Annotated in this window: 20 protein-coding genes and 2 pseudogenes; 19 read left to right on the top strand and 3 right to left on the bottom strand. The window is 69.2% G+C overall.

The genetic code is table 11. The annotated features are described in order from the left end of the window. Positions 1-52 precede the first annotated feature (52 nt). The 9 genes from LGI35_RS00435 (at position 53) to LGI35_RS00395 (ending at position 10709) form a co-directional block, all read left to right on the top strand. Positions 53-1216, top strand: a complete 1164-nt coding sequence (locus LGI35_RS00435; RefSeq protein ID WP_227291605.1) for a Gfo/Idh/MocA family protein — start codon at positions 53-55, stop codon at positions 1214-1216. Between the two features lie 44 nt (positions 1217-1260). Next, the gene (locus LGI35_RS00430; protein ID WP_227291604.1) at positions 1261-2181 is read left to right on the top strand and encodes a sugar phosphate isomerase/epimerase family protein; all 921 of its coding nucleotides are present in this window, start codon (positions 1261-1263) and stop codon (positions 2179-2181) included. Between the two features lie 58 nt (positions 2182-2239). After that, complete coding sequence (locus LGI35_RS00425; RefSeq protein ID WP_227291603.1) at positions 2240-3805, top strand: ABC transporter substrate-binding protein; 1566 nt, start codon at positions 2240-2242, stop codon at positions 3803-3805. A 23-nt stretch (positions 3806-3828) separates the two neighbouring features. Continuing rightward, positions 3829-4782, top strand: a complete 954-nt coding sequence (locus LGI35_RS00420) for an ABC transporter permease (RefSeq protein ID WP_227291602.1) — start codon at positions 3829-3831, stop codon at positions 4780-4782. Then, positions 4779-5681, top strand: a complete 903-nt coding sequence (locus tag LGI35_RS00415) for an ABC transporter permease (protein WP_227291601.1) — start codon at positions 4779-4781, stop codon at positions 5679-5681. Before LGI35_RS00420 ends, LGI35_RS00415 begins: the two co-directional genes overlap by 4 nt. Then, complete coding sequence (locus tag LGI35_RS00410; RefSeq protein ID WP_227291600.1) at positions 5678-7771, top strand: dipeptide ABC transporter ATP-binding protein; 2094 nt, start codon at positions 5678-5680, stop codon at positions 7769-7771. The genes LGI35_RS00415 and LGI35_RS00410 overlap by 4 nt, the downstream gene beginning before the upstream one ends. Positions 7772-7800: 29 nt before the next feature. Beyond that, positions 7801-8697 carry a sugar phosphate isomerase/epimerase family protein gene (locus tag LGI35_RS00405; RefSeq protein ID WP_227291599.1) on the top strand — a complete coding sequence of 299 codons (897 nt, stop codon included), beginning with the start codon at positions 7801-7803 and terminating at the stop codon, positions 8695-8697. Positions 8698-8750: 53 nt separating this feature from the next. Then, on the top strand, positions 8751-10280 hold the full coding sequence (locus LGI35_RS00400; RefSeq protein ID WP_227291598.1) for a GMC oxidoreductase: 1530 nt from the start codon (positions 8751-8753) through the stop codon (positions 10278-10280). 156 nt (positions 10281-10436) lie between these two features. After that, the gene (locus tag LGI35_RS00395; RefSeq protein WP_227300155.1) at positions 10437-10709 is read left to right on the top strand and encodes a WhiB family transcriptional regulator; all 273 of its coding nucleotides are present in this window, start codon (positions 10437-10439) and stop codon (positions 10707-10709) included. A 272-nt stretch (positions 10710-10981) separates the two neighbouring features. Here the strand turns inward: LGI35_RS00395 and LGI35_RS00390 are convergent. Beyond that, positions 10982-11963 (bottom strand): annotated as a pseudogene (locus LGI35_RS00390) (IS5 family transposase). Between the two features lie 121 nt (positions 11964-12084). Between LGI35_RS00390 and LGI35_RS00385 the strand changes: the two are divergent. Both LGI35_RS00385 and LGI35_RS00380 read left to right on the top strand, forming a co-directional pair. Then, positions 12085-12240 (top strand): annotated as a pseudogene (locus LGI35_RS00385) (HU family DNA-binding protein); the annotation flags it as partial. 492 nt (positions 12241-12732) lie between these two features. Beyond that, the gene (locus LGI35_RS00380) at positions 12733-13335 is read left to right on the top strand and encodes a hypothetical protein (protein ID WP_227291597.1); all 603 of its coding nucleotides are present in this window, start codon (positions 12733-12735) and stop codon (positions 13333-13335) included. Positions 13336-13936: 601 nt separating this feature from the next. Here the strand turns inward: LGI35_RS00380 and LGI35_RS00375 are convergent. Next, complete coding sequence (locus tag LGI35_RS00375; protein WP_227291596.1) at positions 13937-14383, bottom strand: MarR family winged helix-turn-helix transcriptional regulator; 447 nt, start codon at positions 14381-14383, stop codon at positions 13937-13939. A 171-nt stretch (positions 14384-14554) separates the two neighbouring features. On the opposite strand from LGI35_RS00375, the gene LGI35_RS00370 reads away from it, so the two are divergent. From LGI35_RS00370 to LGI35_RS00340, 7 genes are all read left to right on the top strand, one after another. Beyond that, positions 14555-15517: an alpha/beta hydrolase gene (locus tag LGI35_RS00370; protein WP_227291595.1), complete on the top strand. Its 963-nt coding sequence runs from the start codon at positions 14555-14557 to the stop codon at positions 15515-15517. Positions 15518-15968: 451 nt separating this feature from the next. Beyond that, on the top strand, positions 15969-16568 hold the full coding sequence (locus LGI35_RS00365) for a TetR/AcrR family transcriptional regulator (protein ID WP_227291594.1): 600 nt from the start codon (positions 15969-15971) through the stop codon (positions 16566-16568). 75 nt (positions 16569-16643) lie between these two features. Next, positions 16644-17867 carry an acyl-CoA dehydrogenase family protein gene (locus tag LGI35_RS00360; RefSeq protein WP_227291593.1) on the top strand — a complete coding sequence of 408 codons (1224 nt, stop codon included), beginning with the start codon at positions 16644-16646 and terminating at the stop codon, positions 17865-17867. Further along, on the top strand, positions 17864-18679 hold the full coding sequence (locus tag LGI35_RS00355; protein ID WP_227291592.1) for an SDR family NAD(P)-dependent oxidoreductase: 816 nt from the start codon (positions 17864-17866) through the stop codon (positions 18677-18679). Before LGI35_RS00360 ends, LGI35_RS00355 begins: the two co-directional genes overlap by 4 nt. Further along, positions 18676-19434: an SDR family oxidoreductase gene (locus tag LGI35_RS00350; RefSeq protein ID WP_227291591.1), complete on the top strand. Its 759-nt coding sequence runs from the start codon at positions 18676-18678 to the stop codon at positions 19432-19434. The genes LGI35_RS00355 and LGI35_RS00350 overlap by 4 nt, the downstream gene beginning before the upstream one ends. Continuing rightward, positions 19434-20504, top strand: a complete 1071-nt coding sequence (locus LGI35_RS00345; protein WP_227291590.1) for a phosphotransferase family protein — start codon at positions 19434-19436, stop codon at positions 20502-20504. The genes LGI35_RS00350 and LGI35_RS00345 overlap by 1 nt, the downstream gene beginning before the upstream one ends. 22 nt (positions 20505-20526) lie before the next feature. Further along, the gene (locus LGI35_RS00340; protein ID WP_227291589.1) at positions 20527-21171 is read left to right on the top strand and encodes a histidine phosphatase family protein; all 645 of its coding nucleotides are present in this window, start codon (positions 20527-20529) and stop codon (positions 21169-21171) included. Between the two features lie 40 nt (positions 21172-21211). Here LGI35_RS00340 and LGI35_RS00335 read toward each other — a convergent pair whose 3' ends face one another. Continuing rightward, positions 21212-21826: a TetR/AcrR family transcriptional regulator gene (locus LGI35_RS00335; RefSeq protein ID WP_227291588.1), complete on the bottom strand. Its 615-nt coding sequence runs from the start codon at positions 21824-21826 to the stop codon at positions 21212-21214. A gap of 94 nt (positions 21827-21920) precedes the next feature. On the opposite strand from LGI35_RS00335, the gene LGI35_RS00330 reads away from it, so the two are divergent. Beyond that, a complete protein-coding gene (locus LGI35_RS00330) occupies positions 21921-23171 on the top strand; it encodes an NADH:flavin oxidoreductase/NADH oxidase family protein (protein ID WP_227291587.1) in 1251 nt (416 codons plus the stop codon). The last annotated feature ends 236 nt before the right edge of the window (positions 23172-23407 follow it).

The following is a 23407-nucleotide window of genomic DNA, read 5'->3' as shown; positions in this document are numbered from 1 at the left end:
CACCTACGAAGACGCGACAAGCAACGCAGCAAATGCTCCACGGAGGCTCAGCATGACGACACCGCATCCTCGATCAGCCATCGTCGGCACAGGGATGATCGGAGCCGTCCACGCCAGAGCCGTCCGCGCCGCCGGCGGTGTGCTGCACGGCGTCCTCGGCTCCTCCCCTGCCCGCAGCACCCAGGCCGCCGCCGCACTGGACGCACCCCACGCCTACCCGGACCTGGACGCCCTGCTCGCCGACGACGCGGTCGACGTCGTCCACCTGTGCACCCCGAACACGCTCCACGCCCGGCAGGCCCTGGACGTGCTGGGCGCCGGGAAGCACCTGGTGTGCGAGAAGCCTCTTGCGACCTCCGCGGCCGACGCCGAACGCATCGTCGAGGCGGCCCGCGTCGCGGACCGGCTCGTGGCCGTTCCCTTCGTCTACCGCTACCACCCGATGGTGCGGGAGATCAGGGCCCGCCGACTGGCGGGTGAGTTCGGCAACTGGCAGCTGCTGCACGGCAGTTACCTGCAGGACTGGATGCTCCCAGCCGACACCGCCACCTGGCGCGCCGACCCGGCCGCGGGCGGTCCGTCACGCGCGTTCGCCGACATCGGCTCCCACTGGTGTGACCTGGTCGAGTGGACGGCAGGCGTCGAGTTCACCGAGGTGACCGCCTGCCTCGCGACCACCGTCGCGCAGCGCCCGGTGGGGAGTTCGGCTAGTTTCGGCGGGCCGGAGCGGCAGGGAACCGGGGCGGGCGAGTGCGTCGCCGTCAGTACTGAGGACGCCGCAGTCCTGTTGCTGCGGACCGGCGAAGGCACCCTTGCGAATCTGACCGTCTCCCAGGTGTCGGCAGGCCGCAAGAACCGGCTCTGGTTCGAACTCGACGGCAGCCACGCCAGCGCCGTCTTCGACCAGGAGGAGCCGGAGCGCGCCTGGCTGGGCGGTCTGGACGGCGCCCGCATTCTGGTCCGCGACCCCGGCCGGGGCAGCGCCGAACAGCGTCGCCTCGCCCACCTCCCGGCTGGTCACGCCCAGGGCTACGCCGACTGTTTCACGGCCTTCACGCGGGACGTCCATCAGGCTGTCGCGGGAGACGGCCTGCCGGACGGGCTGCCCACCGCCACCGACGGACTGCACTCGGCCCATCTCGTGGAAGCGGTGCTGACCTCAGCCGCCGCCGGCGTCTGGACCGACGTCAGCCGCCGTGCCCTCGCCGCCGCCTGACGCCATCTGAAAACCCCCGTGCATCACCGCAAGGAGCCTCCGTCATGAAACTCGGCATGCTCACCGCCTGCCTGCCCGATTCCTCTCTCGACGAGATCGCCGACTGGGCGGCGAAGACCGGCTACGAGGCCCTCGAAGTGGCCGTCTGGCCGCGCACCGGCGGCCGCGACTTCGAGGCCGCCCACCTGCCCGTCGCCGACTTCGGCGCCCGCGAGAAGGACGACACCCTCGCGCTCCTCGACCGCCACGGCCTGTCGATATCCGCCCTCGCCTACTACGAGAACAACCTCCACCCGGACCACGCACGCCGTGCCGAGATCCGCGTCCACCTCAAGCACGCGATCGACACCGCCGCGGCCCTCGGCGTTCCGTACGTCGGCACCTTCGTCGGCCGGGACTGGACCCGCCCCGTCGCCGAGAACCTCGCCGAGGCCGAGCGGATCCTGCCCGAACTCGTCGAGTACGCGGGGGAGCGCGACGTCCGCATCGTCATCGAGAACTGTGTGATGGAGGGCTGGCACCCGGACGGCTACCCCGGCAACCTTGCCTACTCGCCCGAGCTGTGGGAGTGGATGTTCGGCCTCGGGTTCTACCTCAATTGGGACCCCTCGCACCTCACCTGGATCGGCATCGACCCGGTTACCACCATCGCCCCCTACGCCGACCGCATCGTGCACGCCCAGGCCAAGGACATCGAGATCCAGGCCGACCGCATCGACCGCTACGGCTTCTTCGGGAAGGCGACCGGCCGTAAGGACCCCTGGGACACCGGCTGGTGGCGGTACCGCGTTCCGGGCCGGGGCCAGGTCGACTGGAACGCGGTTGTCGACGCCCTGTACGAGCACGGCTTCACCGGCACCCTCTCCGTCGAGCACGAGGACCCGGTCTGGGGCGGCACCCCCGACCGCGTCCGGCAGGGTCTGGAGATCGCCCACCGCAGCCTGCGCCCGCTCCTCGTCGCCTGAGGCGCGAATCCATCACGTCATTCCGGATCAACCAGATCGAAGAGAAACGAGGTCCTCCATGGTGCGGTCGCGAAGGAGGTGGGGCGGTGCCGCGACGGTGGTGTGCGCCCTCGCCCTGATGGTGTCCGGCTGCAGGTCGGCGGTGCAGCAGCAGGGGGCGCAGAACATCACCGTCCCGGACACCCCGCAGGACGGCGGGACGCTGGTGGCCGCCCAGGTGCAGGACGCGGATCCGGGCTCGTTCCTGAAGACGTCGATCGGGAACATCCTCACCGAATACTCGGTCCTGGAGACGCTGACCCGCATCGACCAGAAGACCGGCAAACCGCAGGGCGTGCTGGCCAAGTCGTGGAAAGTGGCGCCGAACGGCAGGAGCATGGACGTGGTGCTCCGCGACGACGTGACCTTCCACAGCGGGGCGAAACTCACCGCCGCCGACGTCCTCTTCACACTGAAGAAGGTGCGGGACCCGGCCACAGGCGCCGCCAACCAGCGGGTCGCCGCCGTGATTTCGGGCATGAAGGCGGTCGGTGACAACGAGCTGAAGCTGACCTTCTCCAAGCCGCTGCCGAACATCTACGACCTCTTCGAGACCATGCCGGTCCTCAACCCGGCCACGTACGACAAGTACGCGGCCGGTGAAGTCGTCGACGGCACCGGCCCGTTCGAGTGGACCTCCTGGACGCCGGGCGGGAAGGTCGTCCTGACCAAGTACCCGAAGTACCGGGACGCCGACGACATCCACCTCGACAAGATCCAGATCAACGTGATCACCGACCCCACGGCGATGATCTCCGCCATCCGCAGCGGCCGCATCCAATACGGCGTCGGCATGGGCGCTCTGGACGCCTATACCCTCAGCCGCCAGCCCGGCTTCCAGCTGATCACCGCCGGCGGCTCGGCGATCCCGCTCGCCTTCGACGTCAGCAAGAAGCCCTTCGACGACAAGCGCGTCCGGCAGGCCTTCCAGTACGCGGTCGACCGAGAGCGGATCGACAGCCAAGTGGAGGGCGGACAGGCGACGGCGACCTCGCTGCCCTGGCGCACCAACACCGTCGGCTACGACGAGAAGCAGGCCGGGCGCTACCACTACGACCCCGACAAGGCCCGCAAGCTGCTCGCGCAGGCGGGGGTGAAGGACCTCTCCGTCGAGATGATCACCCTCAACAGCCCCGAAGCCACCGGCATCTTCCAGATCGTCCGCAACAACCTCGAAGCGGTCGGCGTCGACCTCAAGGCCGTGCCACTGGCCGCCGCCGAGTTCGACGGACGCCTCGCGTCGGGCACCATGGGCGCACCGGTCTTCCTCCAGCAGGCCAGCAACGGGCTCTCGCCCGCCGGCGCCGTCGTCGGCCGCGCCGAACTCCTCGCGGACGGCAACCCCAGCCACTACGGCGACGACCGCTACACCGCACTCTCGCGACGCCTCACCGTCGCCACTGGTGCGCACGACCAGAGGGCGGCCCTGCGCGCCTGGAACGACCACTTCCTGGACCAGGCGTTCGCCGTTCCGCTGATCACTCGGCCGTCGATGACGGTCGCCTCCCGCGCGGTGCAGGGCATCACCTACACCCAGATGGGATTCATGGACCTCAACCACGTCTGGCTCGCGCGGGCCCGGTAGGCGAAGGACGGAACCGATTCCCCATGTTGCGCTATCTCGTGGGCAGACTGCCCTCCCTTTTGCTGGTTCTGATATCCGGCTCGGCCGTCGCCTTCGCGCTGCCCCGGTTGGCACCCGGCGATGTCGCCGTCTCCATCGCGGGCACCGACGCCACCCAGGCGCAGATCGACGCCATCCGCAAACAGCTCGGCCTGGACCGGCCACTCGTCCTGCAGTACTGGGACTGGATCTCCGGCCTCCTCCACGGCGACCTGGGCGAATCCCAGCGACTGCAGCGCAGCGTCGCCGGCCTGATCGGCGACCGGCTGGACAGCACCCTCGAACTCGCCCTGATGTCGCTCCTGTTGGTGATCCTGATCGGACTCACCCTCGGGATCATCGGCGGCGGGCAGCGCCGCCGCTGGGTGCGCGGCGTCCTCGACATGACCAGCAGCCTGCTGATCGCCGTCCCCTCGTTTCTCTTCGCCCTCGGCCTGATCTTGCTGTTCGGCGTCTACCATCGCTGGCTCCCCGCCAGCGGCGAGGTCAGCCTCCTCGACGACCCCTGGATCGGAATCCAGTACCTGCTCATGCCCGCCCTCGTCCTGGCCCTCGCGCCCGGCGCCGTCGTCGGACGGATGCTGCAGACCGAGATGGCGAAGGTACGCGGCGAGGACTTCGTCGACCTGGCCAAGGCGAAAGGCGTCGCCCCGCACCGCATCACCCGCCGCCATGTGCTGCGCAACAGCGTCGGCAGCGCGGTGGTCGGGGTAGGTCTGCAGGCCGGCAACCTGATCGCCGGGGCCGTGATCATCGAGGCGGTGTTCAGCCGCAACGGCATCGGACAGCTCGCCGTGTCCAGCGTGGAGACCCGCGACTTCAGCGTCCTGCAGGTACTCATCCTCGGCATCGTACTGACCGCCGCGCTGTGCCAGATCCTCACCGAGATCATCCTCGCGGCCATCGACCCGCGGGTCCGACTGGGAGAAGCCGCATGACGTCCATCGCAGCAGACGAAGCCACAAACGGAGTCGCAGACGGAACGGGCCGAAGCCGCCCGGCCGCCCGGCGCCTCAACCCCACCCTCGCCCGCTATCTCTCCGCACTGCGCACCCCCAAGGGCCTCACCGGCGGAGTGATCTTCGCCGCCCTCGCCCTCGCCGCACTCCTCGCGCCCGTCCTCTTCCCCGGTGGCTACGACCAGCAGGGTGCCACCGCCCTCACCGGACCCTCCGTCGCCCACCCCTTCGGCCTCGACGAATTCGGCCGGGACATCTTCGTCCGCTCCGTCTACGGCCTGCGCATCGACCTCAGCCTGATTCTCACTGCGGTGCCCGCCGCCGCGGCCCTCGGCACCCTCCTCGGACTGACCGGCGCAATTTCCGAACGGCTCGGCGCGGCGACCCAGCGCGCCCTCGACGTCATCATCGGCTTTCCCGGACTCATCCTCGGCGTCTGCCTGGTCGCCATCCTCGGCGCCGGCTGGCCCGCTCTCTTCCTCACCATCTTCATCAGCGGCCTGCCGTCGGCCGGACGCTACGCCCGCACCGCGTGGCTCAGCCAGCAGGACCGTGAATACGTCCTGGCGGCACGGGTGTTGGGGGTGAAGCGGTGGCAGCTGCTCACCCGGCACGTGCTGCCCAACGCGCTCGACGCGTGCGTCGTCAACACAGCCGTGTGGATGGTCGTCGGCGTCTACATCGAGGCCGGCCTGTCCATCGTCGGCCTCGGCATCCAGCCGCCGACGCCCTCGCTCGGCGTGCTCCTCAACAACGGTCTGCGGTTCGTGACGCAGTCCCCGACCTATGTCGTCGGCCCGGCGCTGCTGCTGCTCCTGCTGGCGGTCGCCTTCAGCCTGCTGTCCGACGCGTTCAACGAGGCGGTGAACCGGAAATGAGCCCGACCAAGGAAACCTCCGGGACGGAGTCCCCGGCGCCGCAGGCGGAACCGCTGCTCCGTGTCGACGGGCTGCGTACCGAGTTCCGGGTGCCCGGCGGCCCGGTCACTGCCGTCAACGACGTGAGCTTCGAGGTTCGGCCGGGGCAGGTGCTCGGCATCGTCGGCGAATCCGGCTCCGGCAAGTCCGTCACCGCCCGCTCGGTGATGCGGATGCTGCGCGTCCCCGGCGAAGTCACCGCGGGCAGCATCCGTTACGGCGGCACCGACCTGCTCGCCCTTCCCGAGCGCGAGATGCGTACGTGGCGCGGCAGCAAGGTCGCCATGGTCTTCCAGGATCCGCAGGCCGCCCTCAATCCGACGATGCGGGTCGGCGAGCAGATCGTCGAGGCGATGACGGCGCACGGCCACGGCCGCACGGAGGCCCGGCAGCGGGCGCGCGAACTCCTCGAGGCCGTAGGCATCCCCGACGTCGACACCAAGATCAACCACTATCCGCACCAGTTCTCCGGCGGGATGCGCCAGCGCGTCGTCATCGCCATCGCGCTCGCCAACGACCCCGCCCTCCTCATCGCCGACGAGCCCACCACCGCCCTTGACGTCACCATCCAGGCGCAGATCCTCGGCCTGCTCGACCGGCTCCGCCGCGAACTCGGCATCGCCGTCGCGATCATCACCCACGACATGGGCGTCGTCGCCGAACTCTGCACGGACGTGGTCGTGATGTACGCGGGCCGCACGGTCGAGAAGGGCAGCGTGGCGGAGGTCTTCGCCCGGCCGAGCCACCCCTACACGGCCGCCCTGCTGCGCGCGATGCCCCGGATCGACGACGTCCGCAGCGGGCGCCCCCTTGCAGCCATCCCCGGCGCCCCACCGGACCCGGCCGCACTGCCGGCCGGGTGCGCGTTCGCACAGCGGTGCGCGGTCGCCGAGGAGCGCTGCCATGGCGAACAGCCGGTGCTGCTGACCTCCCCCGGCAGCGGGCCCCAGCACCTGGCGGCCTGCTTCGTCGCCGAGCGCGGAGGCGAGATCACGGCACCGGAGGACGACGCAGCGGACGTGCGCAGTGCTGAACAGGCTCCCGCCCAGTCCCTGCTGGAGGTCCGCGACCTCCGGGTGGACGTCGGGTCGCGGCGGCGCGGACTGTTCGGCCGGGAACCGGCCGTGTACGCGGTCGACTCCATCAGCCTCACCGTCGAGTCGGGGCGGACGCTCGGCCTCGTGGGGGAGAGCGGCTGCGGCAAGTCGACGTTGTCCCGGGCGCTGGTCGGGATCAACAAAATCGCGGGCGGGACGGTCAGGGTTGAGGGCCAGGACGTGACCGCCATGGAGGAGCCGGACCGCGAACGGGTCCGCTCGCATGTGCAGTACCTCTTCCAGGACCCCTACGCCTCCCTCAACCCGCGCCGTACCATCCGCCAGTCACTCGCCGAGGCGCTCGCGCTCAGCGGTGTCCAGGGCGCGGAACAAGAGACGCGGGCACGCGAACTCATGAGCCAGGTCGGTCTGCGCGACGACCACTTGGACCGCTACCCGCACGCCTTCTCCGGCGGCCAGCGGCAGCGCATCGGCATCGCGCGGGCGCTCGCCCGGCAGCCGCGCGTCCTGATCCTGGACGAACCCGTCTCCGCGCTCGACGTCTCCGTCCAGGCACAGATCATCAACCTGCTCGAGGAGATCCAGGCCGAACTCGGCGTCGGCTACCTCTTCATCGCCCACGACCTCTCCGTCGTCCGTCACCTCAGCGACACCGTCGCCGTGATGTACCTCGGCCGGATCGTCGAACACGGGCCCGCCGAGGCCGTGTACGCGAACCCGCAGCATCCGTACACGGCCGCGCTTCTCTCCGCCTCCCCCTCGCCCGTACCCGGTGAGGGCGGCCGGGAGCGGATCACGCTCGGCGGCGACCTGCCGAGCCCTGCCGCACCGCCCTCCGGCTGCCGCTTCCGCACCCGCTGCCCGATCGGCCCGCAGGTCAACGAGGAGCGGACGGTGTGCAAAGAGAAGGACCCCCAGCTCACCGCTGTCGGCGACGGACAGCGAGCGGCCTGCCACTTCCCCGGCGAACTCGCCTCCGCCACAAGCCGATAGCCCCCTCCCAGGAATCCGAGGTAACGAACATGACATCCCGTATGACCCTGGCCCTGAACCCCATCCAGTGGTGGGCCACCGACGACGGCTGGCTCGACCCCACCCTCGCCCCGCCACCGGCCGAACTCCTCGCGCTGGTGAAGAAGACGGGCTTCAATGCCGTCATGGCCGCCGTCCCCGCCGGGCACACGGTCGCCGCCTACTCGGCGCTGCTCGACGACGCCGGACTGCGGCCGGCCCCCGGCTACTTCGTCTGCCGCTCGGAGGGTGACTCCGCCGACGCCCCGGCCGTGCTCGAGGCCGCCGCCGCTGCCGCCCGCGACCACGCCGAACTCGGCCTCACCGACATCGGACTCGGCCTGCCCATGACCAAGGGCGGCCCGCGCATCCTGCGGCCCGGGCAGGGCACAGAGCCGGACGCGGGCCGGGTGGCCGCCCTCACCGACCTGCTCGGCAGGCTCGCCGAGGCAATGGTGGCCGAGGGAGTCCGCCCGGCCCTGCACCCGCACGTCGGCACCTGGATCGAGACGGAGTCCGAGACCCGGACCGTCCTCGACGCGCTCCCCGCCGAGCAGTTGGGCTTCCTCCCGGACACGGGGCACCTGTCCTGGGCGGACGCGGACGTCGCGGGACTCGTCGCCGACTACGGCAGCCGCATCCCGTTCCTGCATGTCAAGGACGCGCGGATGGCAGTCGCCGAGCAGGGGCGCGCCGCCGGGCAGGACTATCAGCGGACGGTCGTCGACGGCCTGTGGACCGAACCCGGCCGCGGAGACCTCGACCTCACGGGCATCGTCTCCGCCCTGCCCGACGACTTCACCGGGTGCCTGATGGTCGAGGTCGACCGACCCGCCCTCACCGACCCGTATGAGAGCGCGGTCGCATCGGCGCGGTGGATGCGGTCGACGTTCGCACTCGACAACTGAGACACCTGCCGCCCGCCCCGCTGAGACATCACACCCATCCTGAGGAGCCCAACGTGCCCGCCGACAGCCGCCCCGACCTGCTCATCGTCGGCAGCGGGATCATGGGGGCGGGCGTCGCCCGCCTCGTCCGCGACGCCCTTCCCGCCGCCCGCATCCTGATGCTCGACTCGGGCCCGGTCCTCGGCCCCATACCCGGCCAGCACCTGCACGACATGCCGGACGGCGAGCTGCGCCTGCGCCACCAGGAGCGGATCGCCTCCGGCGTCCAGGGCATGTACGTCGGCGCCGAGAGTGTCGCCGGCGACGCGGGCGTCGGCGTGGCCGACCGCGAGCCCGGCATGTACCGCCTTGCCGGCATCGGCGAGGACGCCGACGCCCTGCCCGCCGCCGCCCTCGCCTGGAACACCGGCGGCATGAGCGTCCACTGGACCGCCGCCACCCCTGCCGCCTGGGGCAGTGAGATCCCGGACTTCATCGAGCCGGAAGCCTGGCAGCGTGACATCGCTGAGGCGTCCCGCCTCCTGCAGGTCAACACCGACCCGATGGGCCCGTCCCCGCTGCGCACCGCGCTGATGTGCGCCCTCAACGAGGTGTTCGCGCCGCACGCGGAGGCTGGCCGCCAGGTACAGGCGCTGCCTATGGCCGTTAACGAGGATGGCGAGGGCGCCCTGGTGCGCACCGGCCCCAACCGGGTCTTCCCCGCCATCGCCGACGGCGACGACCCGCACTTTGAGTTGCGCACCGGCGCCCAGGTCATGCGCCTCCTGCACAAGGGGGGCACGGTAGGGGGCGCTGTCGTCCGAGAGATCGCCACCGGCCGCGAGTACACCGTCACCGCCGCCGCGACCGTCGTGTGCGCCGATGTCTTCCGTACCCCGCAATTGCTCTTCGCCTCTGGCATTCGCCCGCGGGCCCTCGGCCGCCACCTCAACGAGCACATCTTCCAGACCGGCCGCGTCCACGTGGACCCGGACGCCGTGGCCCTGGACGGCGCGAAGCTCGCCGGTGCGACGCTCACCGATGGGAGCGAGTGGCGGCACGCCTCTTACTGGCTCCCGCACAGCGGCAAGGCTCAGCCGTTCAACGGCCAGTTCAGCGGTACGGCGCGGGTCGACGGCGGCGGCCGGATTGCCGAGTTCTCCGCGGGGATCGCGCTCTACGTCCCCACCGAGATCCAGGAGACGAACCGGGTCGAGTTCTCCGACACCGAGCTCGACGCCCTCGGCATGCCCAAGATGCGCGTCGTCTTCGACTACACCGACGAGGATCGCCGCCTCCTTGACGAGGCTCGAGCCGCCCAACTCCGCGCGGGCCGCCGCCTCGGCCGATTCGACCCCGCGACCGACAGCGAGACCCTCCCGCCCGGCACCTCGCTCCACATGACCGGCACCGTCCGCATGGGTCCCGCCGACGACGGCACCAGCGTCTGCGACCCTCAGACCCGCGTCTGGGACTTCGACAACCTGTACCTGGCCGGCTGCGGCGTCGTCCCGACCGCCCTGGTCTGCAACTCCACCCTCACCGGCGCGGTGACTGCCGTGCGCGCGGCCCGGTCGGTGGTCGGCAGGCTGAGCGCGGGCTGAGGATGCCGCGACGGAGCCCCACCGGAAGTCCGGTGGGGCTCCGTCGCAGGGCGGAACTCAGTCCCGACCTGTGCGTGCCGAAGACTTTGTCACCTCATGCGACCTGCGTGTATTGGTGGATGAGGCCGCCGAAGCGATCGCGCCGGCTGACACGCGATTGGTCATCGACGGCGGGCGGTTCGGGCGTACTCACACCGGCGGGGCCGAAGCTGCCCGGCTCCTGGCTCGTCGATCGAATGCCTCTCCTACGCCCTCGACGCTCGCATCGAGCACGGCATCTGGGGCGGCACCACGGACAGGGAACGGCCCGCTCTGCTGCGGCGCCGGCCCACGGTGAGCTCCTGGCGACGCCTGCTCGACGCGGCCCGCTCTGAGCATGAGGGACGGCACCGCCGTGGAGACGCCGAGCGAGGCACCGCGGCGGGCTGAACCGCTCAGGGCTTTCCGTCCCCAACCAGGCACTCCGATGGCTCCGCGGGATCTCGTGCTGCCGAGCCGCGCTGGATGCGGGCTGAGTCGTGGTTCAGCAGCAGGTGTCCAAGGGGACGCGAAGCGTCGACGAGTTGACCAACCATCACGGTGCTGCCGCGGTGACTCGCCCCGTCCAGAGCCAGGAGGGATGCCCCCGCAAAACGCCTTCCAGGCGTTGTCAGTGCCGGGTGGCAGGATGGCTCACGGTTAGGGCCTGTGTGAGGTTGTGATCAGTCAGCGGCTTTCAAGAGGTCATCGATCCAGATCATTGTGGCGCGGAGGTGGAGTCCGGCGAGGTAGCTTTCGGGGGCCTTGTCGTAGCGTGTGGCGATGCCCCGCCAGGCCTTCAGCTTGTTGATCAGACGCTCGACCGTGTTCCGTTCCTTGTAGAGGTCGGTGTCGTGGCTGACGGGCCGGCCGCCTCTGGAGCCCTTCTTCTTCCGGTTGGCGGCCTGGTCCTTCTTCTCCGGGATGACTGCCTTGATGTTGCGTTTGCGCAGGTAGGCGCGGTTGCCGCGAGATGAGTAGGCCTTATCCGCGGCGACCGCGTCGGGCCGGGTTCGGGGGCGGCCGACGGGGAGGCGGATCCGTACTGCCTCGAGCACGGACATGAAGTGGGGACTGTCCGCGGCCTGTCCGGCGGTCAGGACGAACGCGAGCGGACGGCATTTGCGGTCAGCGGCAAGGTGGACCTTGCTGGTCAGGCCGCCCCGGGATCGGCCGAGCTGAGCTTGCTTCAGGCGGAGCTTGTGTCTGCGTCGGACGCGTCGACGCTCGGCCTGTCCGTTCTGTTCCTCCGGTCCGCCCCTTTTTTGCCGGGCCTTCTCCTGCTCGCGCGCAGCTTTCTCCAGGGCCTCCATGAGGTCCTTGGCGACGTGCATCCCGGCGGCGTCGTGGTGGGCGCGGGCAGTGGTGGAGTCCACGCTGACCAGCGACAGGTCTGTTCTGCCGGCGCGGGGCGGCCTCTGCGATGAGGCCTTCCAGCAGGGCTGTGAAGACGCCGACGTCCCGCCAGACGCGGAAGCGCCCGTAGACCGTGGCCCAAGGGCCGAACTCCGAGGGCATCTCCCGCCACTGGCCACTGGAGCGGAGCCGCCAGATCATCCCCTCGAACTGTTCCCGTAGTCGTTCGGGGTACGGGCCGAACCTGCCGATCGGCAGGTAAGGCTCGATGAACTTCCACTGAGCATCAGTGAGTTGCTTGCGCGTCACGCCCAATTCCTACCGGGTTCCACCCCACCAAGAGGGAAGAACCAGCAACTGATCACAACCTCACACAGGCCCTAGTCCCGGTCGCCCGGCGGCCAGGACGCAACGAGATACGGAGAGTCGAATGAACCGCAGTGACCTGGTGGCTACGCTGGCCGACCGCGCCGAGGTGACCCGCAAGGACGCCGACGCCGTGCTGGCCGCGTTCGCCGAGACCGTCGGCGAGATCGTCGCCAAGGGCGACGAGAAGGTCACCATCCCCGGCTTTCTGACCTTCGAGCTGTGACCACTGCCGCTAGGTGACACTTCGGGTCGCCGATGACCTGGTCTTTTGCCAACTACCGACGGCACCTCACCCCGCGAGATACTGAGTCTTCTTGGCACATCAGTACAGGCTGAGGGTCACCCGCCACGCCCGCCTCAACATGGACGAGTTGGGGTACGCACCTCAACTCGCCGCTCTGATACGGTTCCTGCCCACTGAGCTACAGACCATTCCCTCGAAAGTGTGCTCGTCCACGCCTGCGCATTTATGTGATCGCCAGCTCGAATTGAGCGCAGAATCGATTCATCGACTCCGTCTTGAACCTGGTTCTGCATTCCGCATCTCGGAAATCTTCACGCCTCGGCGTGACCATGACGAGACGCCCTGCGTACGACTCCGCAGCCGCACCGCTATCGCGTTGACGAGATCCCACCGCTGTTTCCCAGGGACTGGTACGCCGAGCATCTGGAGCCCCTTACCCACCAACTCGCCAGGGTCACGTCGCACGTGGAGCGGCATCTGCGCTGGGCTGGCTCGCTCAGGCTTGCCGAGTTGATCAGCGGGCAGAGCTGGCGAATGTGCGCCGCCGGCCTGGGCATCCCCGCGAGCAGCGCGGTCCAGACGATCAACGTGCTGGGCCAGCCGTTGGAACAGGCCGGCCTGTGGCCCGCTTTCGAACGGGCAGTCGACGATGTCGCCCGCATGCTGGACGAACAGGAGCCCCGGGTCGAATACGCGCGCCGCCGCCGCACCATGGCCACCTGGCGGCTCTCACGGGGCACCTGGGTGGAACTGTGCGCCGGAATCCCCGGGCTCGAACAGCGGGGTGCCACCGGCGACCTGAACGTCGGCGAGGCCCTCATCTGGAGCTGGGTCAACGAAGCAAGTTACCTGCACAGTCCCGCCGTCACCGTGCGTCGCTCCGCTCCCGCCTCGACCTCGGAGGCCTTTCCTGGATTAACAACCACCCCGATGCCCCCGCGCCCGCTATTCCTTGCCGGAATCTCCAGGCGGGTTCCGAAGAGGCAGCCGCTACCTCGTGCGGACGGTGAGAGGCCAACCATCTGCGCCCGTGGGGGCTTTGATCGTCTGTCGGCGCTCTTGGGCTGACTCTGGTCCTGATGGCGCTCCGACGGTGTTGGGGATCCGGGGCCGGGACGGGGGCCCTGCACGGGCGCCACAACGGTGGCGACCATGGTGCGTGGAACCCGGCCTACGCGGCCGGTAACACCCTCCCGGGGCGGCAACCGGAAGGGCCTGTGGAAGAGGCTCCCGCTCGACGATGCCGTAGAAGTCACCGTCACCGGCATCGAGCATCGCACCGCCGTGCTCGTAGTCCCAAGGCTCATGTTCTCTTCGCGCGCGTCCCCGGCCTGATCGGCGCCCTCGTCGACCGCTTCGGGTTCCGTGGTACCACCATCCCTGACGCTATCGACCAGGATTCAACCACCGGCTGGATCACCCATCGCTAACAGCGCCCGTTGCCGCATGAGCGGATCCGGACCTCAGGCGGCGCAGGAGCTGCTGTCCGCCGTGCGCGAGGCGGTGGCAGAGGCCTTGACTGAACTGCCCAGTGATCAGGGCGAGTTCACCCAAAGTGCAGTGTCCGGTTCGGTGGTGCCGCACCGGGCGGGGTTGGCTCAGAGAGCCGCTACCCGGCTCGCGCTCAGGGCTGGCGGTGCCGCCGGCTCTGTCGGCCTACCTGGTGAGGTCAGCTGTGATTGACGTTCGCGGTGAGCAGGCGGAGTAGGTGTTTGGCGGTGGCGTCCTGCTCGGGGGTCAGGCCCATGGCCTGGCCGATGGCCAGGGGGACGGTGCGGGCCTTCTCGCGGAGATCCGTACCGGCCTGGGTGAGGCGGATGGTGACGGAGCGTTCGTCGTCAGCGCTCCGCTGGCGGTGGATCAGGCCGCTGGATTCCAGGCGCTTGAGGAGAGGGGAGAGGGTGCTGGACTCGAGCTGGAGTGCGGCTCCCAGTTCGCGGACGGCGACCGAGTCCTGGTCCCACAGCACCAGCATGACCAGGTACTGAGGGTAGGTCAGCTCCAGCTCCTCCAGCAGCGGCCGGTAGCGCGTGGTGACCGATCGTGAGGCGGCGTACAGGGCGAAGCACAGCTGGTCCTGGAGCAGGAGTGAGCCCTGCTCTTCGGAGTGGTCCATGACTGCGGTCCTAACGTCGAAACGATCGGCAAAGGCCCCACTCTATCATTCCGAGCGTCCGCGATTAGATCGTGCACGACTTAGTTGCGCGCGATCTAATCGGGCGGTACTTTTCTTCTCGTCCCGCCGGACGGCCACCCTGGCCGCCGGCACGACCCATGAGGAGCATTCATGTCCGAGTCCGCTATCCGCCCGGTGCTGGAGCCGGCCGCCGCCGCCTTCGCCGAGGCCACAGCGAACCCGCCGTACCTCTTCGACCTCGGTCCGGCCGAGGGCCGCAAGGCTGTCGACGAGGTGCAGTCCGGCGAGATCGGCAAGCCGGAGATCGTCGAAGAATGGGTCACCGTCCAGGGCGGCCCCACCGGATCGGTCCGGGCCCGCATCGTCCGGCCGGCCTCCGCCGGGACCCTGCCAGTGATCCTCTACATCCACGGCGCTGGCTGGGTCTTCGGCAACGCCCACACGCACGATCGACTCGTGCGCGAACTGGCGGTCGGCGCCGGGGCGGCTGTGGTCTTCCCCGAGTACGACCTGTCTCCCGAGGCCCGCTACCCGCTCGCCATCGAGCAGAACTACACCGTCGCCCAGTGGATCGTCCGCGAGGGCGCGGCCAAGGGCCTGGACGCCACCCGCATCGCGGTGGCCGGCGACTCCGTCGGCGGCAACATGTCCATCGCGCTGACACTGATGGCCAAGGAGCGCGGCGACGTACCGCTGGCCCAGCAGGTGCTGTTCTATCCGGTGACCGACGCGGCCTTCGACACCGGCTCCTACCACCAGTTTGCGGAAGGGTACTTCCTGCGCCGCGACGCCATGCAGTGGTTCTGGGACCAATACACCACCGACGAGAACCAGCGGGCAGAGATCACCGCCTCACCGCTGCGCGCAACCACCGACCAGCTCCAAGGACTGCCCCCGGCCCTGGTCATCACCGCCGAGGCCGACGTGCTGCGCGACGAGGGCGAGGCCTACGCCCGCAAGCTCCGCCAGGCCGGCGTCCCGGTCACTGCCGTGCGCTACCAGGGTGTCATTCATGACTTCGTCATGCTCAACGCCCTGCGAGAGACCCATGCCGCCGAAGCCGCGATCAACCAGGCCGTCGCCACCCTGCGTACCGCTCTCGGCGCCGTGTAACCATCCATCCCCTCACCCTGCGGCCCGGGCGGCACCAATGCCCGGGCCGCAGGGCCTCCTATTGCGCAGGCGCGGTCTGCGTGCAATTCCTCGCGCACGCTGGGGCGAAGGCGAGTGTGGGATTCACCGGCGAAACCCTGCCGTGCCACCCCAGGCACCCAAGCCTCAGCAGCTGCCACCGTGCCGCCGGCACCACCTCGGCCGACCTGCGTGAGCGGGAGGTCACCACCCCGGGCGGTACAAGAGACGCGGCCCTGCCCCTTTGCTCTCATGAGGGCTGGGCGCCATCGAGGACGCAGTCCGCGCGGCGGCCGAGCGCAGACCTGCCGGAATGCGAGAGCAAGACCAATGTGTGCAGCGCCTGCATGAGGGAGCCGACCGTGCGGTGTCCGTACCGGCAGGCGCCGCCCCAGCTTGTCGAGCATTGCTCAACAAGCTAGGGTCGGCGACCATGACCGCGAAGTCCGTACCGGCCCGCGTGCGGCTGAGGCCGGAGGAGCGCCGGACACAGCTGATCAATATCGGCCTGCGTCTGCTCACCACGCGCCCCATCCATGAGATGTCCATCGACGAGGTGGCCGCCGAGGCGGGCATCTCCCGTGGGCTGCTCTTCCACTACTTCCCGACCAAGCGGGACTACTACGTCGCGGTGGTGCAGGCGGGCGGGCGCCGGCTGCTGCTGCACGCCAAGGCGCCACAAGAGGGCACGCCGACGGAACGGGTGCGCGGGATCGTCGACGGGTTCGTGTCGTTCGTGCAGCGCCGCAAGAGCAACTACGTGGCCGTCGTGCGTGCCGCCGCGGGCGGCGACGAACTGGTGCTGGAAGTCTTCGAGGACAACCGCCGCGCGCTGACCGACCGAGTGCTGGAGGCCGCAGGCATCGACACCCCTGCACCGTTGCACCGGTTGGCCGTGCGCGGCTGGCTGGCCATGGCGGAGGAGATGGCCATCAGCGCCACCGACGACGTCGTCACCACGGCCGACCTGATCGATCTGCTCGTGAGCAACCTGGAGCAGGTCACGGAACGGTTCGCCATCAGGCAACACTGACGTGCACCGGACAGGACACTGCCCGGCGCACGTCCGCCTCGATTACTGAGCATTGCTCGACAGGATGGAAGAACTATGGACTTCGGACACTCGCCAAAGGCACGCGGGTACATCGAGCGTGTCGACGCTTTCATGACGTCAGAGGTCCTGCCCCGTGAGCAGGAGTACTTCACTGCCCTTCGGGCCCAGCAGGACCGCTGGGCATCCGTGCCGTCGGTGATCGATGAGCTCAAGGCGAAGGCCAAGGCGGCAGGGCTGTGGAACCTGTTCCTGCCCGACAGCACCTACGGCGCCGGCCTGACCAACGTCGAGTACGCGCCGCTGGCCGAGCTCATGGGTCGCTCGCTGATCGCCCCGGAGATCTTCAACTGCAACGCGCCCGACACCGGAAACGCAGAGGTCCTGCTGCACTACGGCAGTGACGAGCAGCGCCGCCGCTGGATGGAGCCGCTCTTGCGCGGCGAGATCCGCTCGGCCTTCTGCATGACCGAGCCTGAAGTGGCCTCCTCCGACGCGGCCAACATGGCTGCGACCGCCGTCGTCGACGGGGACACCATCGTCCTCAACGGCCGCAAGTGGTGGAGCACCGGAATCGGGCACCCGGACTGCCGGTTCGTCGTCTTCATGGGGCTCACCGACCCTGAGGCGCCGCGCCACGCCCGGCACTCCATGGTGCTGGTGCCTCTTGACACCCCGGGTGTGCGGGTCGAGCGGATGCTGCCGGTATACGGCTACTTCGACGAGCCCTACGGCCACGGCGAGGTGTCCTTCTCCGACGTGCGACTGCCGCTCGACGCGGTGATCGCCGGCCCCGGCCGTGGCTTCGAGATCGCCCAGGGCAGGCTCGGCCCAGGCCGTATCCACCATTGCATGCGGCTGATCGGGCTCGCCGAGAACGCCCTGGAGCTGGCCTGCCGCCGTTCCGCGTCCCGCACCGCCTTCGGTAAGCCGCTCACCAATCTGGGGGGCACCCGCGAACGCATCGCGAAGGCCAGGATTGCGATCAATCAGGCGCGGCTCCAGGTCCTGCATGCCGCCTGGCTGCTGGACACCGCCGGGGCGGCCGCCGCCATCAGCGAGTTGTCACAGGTCAAGGCCGCTGTCCCGACGATGGCCTGCGAGGTGATCGACATGGCGATCCAGCTCCACGGCGGCGCCGGCCTGTCCGACGACTTCCCGCTCGCTTCCGCCATGGCCGCCGCCCGTGCGCTGCGTCTGGCCGACGGCCCCGACGAGGTGCACCTCGGTGTCATTGCTCGGGCCGAACTCGGCCGGTACGGCACCCGGGAGACAGGGTGAGCAGGCGTGTCCTCATCACCGGCGGAGCCTCCGGGCTGGGCCGGGCCCTGGCCCAGCGATATGCCGCTGCCGGGGACCGTGTCCTGATCGCGGACTGCAGCGAGCCAGCCGAACTCCCCACCGGAACCGTCTCGTTCATCCGCCTGGACGTGCGCATCCACAACGACTGGCAACGTGCCCTTCGCTGGTGCGAGGACCACTGGGGCGGTCTCGACGTGCTGGTCAACAACGCCGGGGTGACCGCGGTCGGACGCGTCGAACGCCTTCAGGCCGACGACTGGGACTGGATCCTCGACATCAACCTCAAGGGCGTCGTTCACGGGTGTCGTACCTTTGTGCCGCTGTTCAAGCAGCAAAGAAGCGGACACATCGTCAACATCGCCGCCCTGGCAGGACTGTTGAACATGCCCGGCATGGCCTCGTACAACGTGTCGAAGGCGGCCGTGATCTCCCTGTCCGAGACTCTCCGTCAGGAGCTGGCCCCCTTCGGCATCCGCACCACCGTCGTTTGCCCGGGCTTCGTGAACACGAGCCTCAGAGCAGGGCTGCACAGTCCCGATCCCGTGTTGGCCGAGCGCGCCGACCGCATGATCCAGCGTGGCAAGCCGACCGCGGAGCAGGTGGCTGAGCAGGTCGTCGACGCAGTCGCCAAGGGACGCTTCCTGATACTCACCCATCCCAAAGACCGGCGCGCCGTACGCCTCAAGCGCTTCCTTCCCCGAGTCGCCGATGCGCAGACCGCCGTGAGATGGCGGCGCACCGTCAGGAGACTCAAGACCCAAGACCGGCAGGAGCAGGTGAGGACATCGTGACCGTGAGAAGCAAGATTCTTATCACCGGGGCGAGTTCGGGTCTCGGTGAGGGAATGGCCCGCACCTTCGCCGCCCTCGGCCGTGATCTCGCACTCTGCGCACGCCGCGCCGACCGTCTGCAGGCACTGCGCAAGGAACTGCTCGCCGCCCACCCGGGCATCACGGTCTCCGTGCGCAGCCTGGACGTCAACGACCACCAGCAGGTCTTCGATGTCTTTCACGCGTTGAGTGCAGACCTGGGCGGCCTTGACCGAGTCATCGTCAACGCAGGTCTCGGCAAGGGAAAACCGATCGGTACCGGCCGCTTCGACGCCAACCTGCAGACCGCGCAGACCAACTTCACCGCCGCGCTCGCCCAGTGCGAGGCCGCCATGAAAATCTTCCGCGCCCAGCATTGCGGCCACCTCGTGGTCGTCTCGTCGATGAGCGCGATGCGCGGTCTGCCTCGCAACCTCACCACGTACGCGGCCACCAAGGCCGGCGTCTCAGCGCTGGCCGAGGGAATTCGGGCGGAGATGACGGCGACCCGCACGCCGATCGCCGTCACCACCCTCCACCCCGGCTACATCGCCACCGAACTGAGCGCAGGCGCGGCGAAGACACCGCTGATGACCTCCACCGAGAAGGGAGTGCGGACCATGGTGAAAGCCATCGAGCGCGAGCGCCCCGAAGCAAAGGTCCCCGCCTGGCCCTGGGTACCCGCCGGCTTCCTCATGCGCCACCTGCCCCTGCGACTCATCACCAAGGTGACCTGATGAACGACACAAGCCACAGCGCGGTCCGCACCGAGGATGCCTTCGACGTCGAGCGTGTGCACAGCTGGCTGGCAAAGCAGGTGGACGGACTGTCCGAGCCTGTCCCCGAAGTTGTCCAGTTCACGGGCGGCGCGTCCAACCTCACCTACCTGCTGCGCTACACGGATCTCGGCACGGAACTGATCCTGCGCCGCCCGCCGGCCGGCAAGAAGGCCACCTCCGCGCACGACATGGCGCGCGAGTACCGCGTCCAGGAGGCGTTGAAGCCCGTCTACCCGCTCGTGCCCGCAGTCCGCGCACTGTGTCAGGACCCGTCCGTCATCGGCAGCGACTTCTACGTCATGGACAAGGTGCCCGGCCTCATCCTTCGCGGCAGGCTTCCGCATGACATGTACCTGCCATCTACCGCTGCGCGGACACTGTCGGAAGCATTCGTCGACACCCTCACCGACCTGCACCAGGTCGACCCCGCCGCCACAGGACTCGCCGACCTCGGCAAGGGCGACGGCTACGTCCGCCGCCAGGTCGAGGGCTGGACCCGCCGCTACGCCCAAGCCCGCACCTGGAACACACCCAGCTTCCGCCGCGTGACCGCCTGGCTTGCCGACCACCAGCCCGACGACGTCGCCACCTGCGTCATCCACAACGACTGGCGTCTGGACAACCTCGTCCTCGACGAGACGGACCTGCACGTCACCGGCGTCCTGGACTGGGAGATGGCCACCCTGGGCGACCCGCTGATGGACCTCGGCAGCGCCCTGGCGTACTGGGTGCAGGCCGACGACCACCGCATCGCCCAAGCCATACGCCGCCAGCCCAGCCATCTGCCCGGCATGCTCACCCGCGCCGAGATCGTCGAACGGTACTGCGACCGAATGGGCCTGCCCGCCGACAACTGGCCCTTCTACGAGACCTTCGGACTGTTCCGGCTCGCCGCGATCGCCCAGCAGATCTACTACCGCTACCACCACAAGCAGACCCGCAACCCGGCCTTCCGCAACCTCTGGCTCGCCGTCAACTACCTCGACCACCGCTGCCGCTCGGTCATCCGCCGCAGCACCCGAAACTGACAGGACGGATAAAACCACCGCCATGCCGCTGATCTGTCTCGTCCGCCACGGCCAGGGGTCCTTCGCTGCGGAGGACTACGACGTCCTGTCCGAGCTCGGCCGCACCCAGGCCGCCGCCGTCGGCGAGGAACTCTCCCGCCGAGGCCTGCGCGATCCCTACCTCGTGTCGGGCACCCTCAACCGCCAGCGCGACACGGCCCGCCTCATCGCGGACACCGCCGGATTCAAGCGCTCGCTCCACGAGGACCCACGCTGGAACGAGTACGACCACCTCGCCCTGATCGCCCGCTACGCCCCCTCATCACAGACCGCGTCCGTGCAGGACCTGCTCGATCACGCCCTGATGGCCTGGATGCAGGACCCCAGTGACCCCGGCGGAGAAACCTGGACCACCTTCGCCGAAGGTGCCGCCGCCGCGCTGGCCGAGCTGCCCGCCGCACTCGGCCGAGGCAGAGACGCCGTCGTCGTCACCTCGGGCGGCATCCTCGCCGCCCTGTGCAGCACACTGCTCTCCCTGCCGGCCGAGGGAGTCGTCGCCCTCAACCGCGTAACCGTCAACGCCTCCGTCACCACTCTCGCGGTGGGCACGTCCGGGACCACCCTCCTGACCTTCAACGAGCACGCCCACTTCGCGGGCGATCAACGCCACCTGCTCACGTACCGCTGACGGCGCCGGCGGACATGGCCGGCACTGTGCGCCGAGACCGTCACCTGCCGACCGGCGCAGATACCGCCTGCGACAGCGCCGGAGAGGCGGCGAACAGTGCGTATACGGAGGCGCGGACCTGTGCGGCGACGGCCTCGGGGGTGGAGGTGTCGAGCTTGCCGTCGAGATGGAGGAAGGCCAGGCCGTGCACGAGGGCCCACACCGTCGTCGCCAGGGCGGCCGCGTCCTCGGCGCCAGGGAAGGCGTCGCGGACGATGCTCTGGACGTACTCCGAGATGACGGCGGTCGCGGCAACCCGTTCCTCGCTGGCCGGATCGCACGGCTCCGCGAACATCGCCCGGAACAGGGCAGGGTGCTCGAGAGCGAACTGCACGTACACGACGGCGACGGCGGCCAGGTCGTCGGGCGTGGAGGGCGCGGGGTGAGCCGCGGCCAGGTGCTGGGCGAGCTCGCGGTACCCCTCCGCAGCGACAGCAGACACGAGCGCGTCGCGGTCCGCGTAGTGACGGTAGGGGGCCGTGGCCGAAACGCCGGCCCGGCGGGCGACCGCGCGCAGGGAGAGTGCGGCGCTGCCGTCCTCCTCGAGCAGCTCTCTCGCGGCCCTCAGGCAGGCCGCGCGCAGATCCCCATGGTGATATCCACCGGCTTGAGACACAGGTCACACTCCCTTATGTTTACGGCGCTCACATACCCCTCTAATGTGAGGGGTGTATACATCATAAGCGATTGAGATGGAAGAGGGAACTGGGATGACCAGTGAGCTGTTCTCGCCGCTGCTCCTGCGCTCCGGGCAGGTACTGAAGAACCGGATCGCGAAGGCGGCCATGGAGGAAAACATGGCCACACAAGGCCAGCTCCCTGGCGAACAGCTATACACGCTGTACCGGCGCTGGGCCGCCGGGGGCACCGGCCTGCTGATCACCGGCAACGTCATGGTGCACGCGGAGGCGCTGACCGGCCCCGCAGGCGTCGTGCTCGACGAGCACTCACCCCTGGAGCCGTTCGCCGACTGGGCGAAGGTCGGCAAGTCCGGCGGTGGTGCGATCTGGATGCAGATCAGTCACCCCGGCCGCCAGGTGGCATCCGACATGCCCGGCGTCGTGTGGGGTCCTTCCGACGTCGGCGTCTCCCTGGGCAGGCACAGCAGCCGCTTCGGCCGGCCCACCGCCATGACCCCGAAGCAGATCGATGACACCGTGACCCGGTTCGCCGTCACGGCCCATCGTGCCGAGAAGGCCGGCTTCGACGGCGTCGAGGTCCACGCCGCACACGGCTACCTCCTCTCTCAGTTCCTCTCACCCTTGGTCAACAAGCGCACCGACCGGTGGGGCGGATCGCTGGAGAACCGGGCCCGGATGCTGCTGGACATCGTCCGCGCCGTCCGCGCCGCGGTCTCGCCCTCCTTCGCCGTCGCGGTGAAGCTCAACTCCGCCGACTTCCAGCGCGGAGGCTTCGACGCCGACGACGCCCGACAGGTGATCGAGATGCTCGAACCGCTCGGTGTCGACCTGGTCGAACTGTCCGGCGGCAGCTACGAAAGCCCCGCGATGACCGGCCGCCCCGCCGACAACCGCACCCAGGCCCGCGAGGCCTACTTCCTCGACCTCGCCAAGGACCTCGTCAAGACGAGCCAGCTGCCGCTGATGCTCACCGGCGGTATCACCCGGCGCAACACTGCAGAGAGGGTCCTTTACAGCGGCGTCGCGCTCGTCGGGATGGGCACCGCCCTCACTCTCACTCCCGACCTCCCTGAACGCTGGAGGAACCACCGCGAGGCCGACCGCCTGATGGAGCCGGTGACCTGGTCCGACAAGGCCCTCGCCTCGGCCGCCAGCATGGCGCGGGTCCGCCACCTGATGCGCCGCCTCGCCCGCGGCAGCAACCCCAAGCCCGGCACCTCCCCAACCTTTGCTCTGATCTCCGAACGCCGTATGCAGCGACGCGCCCTGCGCACCTACCGCGCCTGGCTGTCCAAGGGGCGGGGCGCCGCCGGGCGGTAAATCAGCCCCTCATGGCAACGTCACCGGACGGCGCTGGTATCCCCAGCGGGTCGGGGACGTCGGCGCCTCCGTATCGGGGGCGCCGCCCTAGGGGCTGTCCGATGGGTCGTGTGAGCTGATCAGAGCCGTGGCTTACGCGCAGATGAGCTTCTCCGAAGGCGCCGTCGTCGCGCTCACTGGCACTGGGATTTCGTCGCCCGCACCCTTGCCTGCGTCGGCCGGTTGAGGAATTTGGT

Source organism: Streptomyces longhuiensis, from assembly GCF_020616555.1.
Taxonomy (GTDB): Bacteria; Actinomycetota; Actinomycetes; order Streptomycetales; family Streptomycetaceae; genus Streptomyces; species Streptomyces longhuiensis.
Note: the sequence above shows the minus strand (reverse complement) of the source record. Positions and strands in the feature narration are given on the sequence as shown.

Coding starts and splice junctions, on each gene's coding strand:
- LGI35_RS00330 (WP_227291587.1), top strand. CDS start 21,921: ATGACCAGTGAGCTGTTCTCGCCGCTGCTCCTGCGCTCCGGGCAGGTA.
- LGI35_RS00370 (WP_227291595.1), top strand. CDS start 14,555: ATGTCCGAGTCCGCTATCCGCCCGGTGCTGGAGCCGGCCGCCGCCGCC.
- LGI35_RS00410 (WP_227291600.1), top strand. CDS start 5,678: ATGAGCCCGACCAAGGAAACCTCCGGGACGGAGTCCCCGGCGCCGCAG.
- LGI35_RS00430 (WP_227291604.1), top strand. CDS start 1,261: ATGAAACTCGGCATGCTCACCGCCTGCCTGCCCGATTCCTCTCTCGAC.
- LGI35_RS00420 (WP_227291602.1), top strand. CDS start 3,829: ATGTTGCGCTATCTCGTGGGCAGACTGCCCTCCCTTTTGCTGGTTCTG.
- LGI35_RS00340 (WP_227291589.1), top strand. CDS start 20,527: ATGCCGCTGATCTGTCTCGTCCGCCACGGCCAGGGGTCCTTCGCTGCG.
- LGI35_RS00360 (WP_227291593.1), top strand. CDS start 16,644: ATGGACTTCGGACACTCGCCAAAGGCACGCGGGTACATCGAGCGTGTC.
- LGI35_RS00375 (WP_227291596.1), bottom strand. CDS start 14,383: ATGGACCACTCCGAAGAGCAGGGCTCACTCCTGCTCCAGGACCAGCTG.
- LGI35_RS00415 (WP_227291601.1), top strand. CDS start 4,779: ATGACGTCCATCGCAGCAGACGAAGCCACAAACGGAGTCGCAGACGGA.
- LGI35_RS00345 (WP_227291590.1), top strand. CDS start 19,434: ATGAACGACACAAGCCACAGCGCGGTCCGCACCGAGGATGCCTTCGAC.
- LGI35_RS00425 (WP_227291603.1), top strand. CDS start 2,240: ATGGTGCGGTCGCGAAGGAGGTGGGGCGGTGCCGCGACGGTGGTGTGC.
- LGI35_RS00435 (WP_227291605.1), top strand. CDS start 53: ATGACGACACCGCATCCTCGATCAGCCATCGTCGGCACAGGGATGATC.
- LGI35_RS00405 (WP_227291599.1), top strand. CDS start 7,801: ATGACATCCCGTATGACCCTGGCCCTGAACCCCATCCAGTGGTGGGCC.
- LGI35_RS00365 (WP_227291594.1), top strand. CDS start 15,969: ATGACCGCGAAGTCCGTACCGGCCCGCGTGCGGCTGAGGCCGGAGGAG.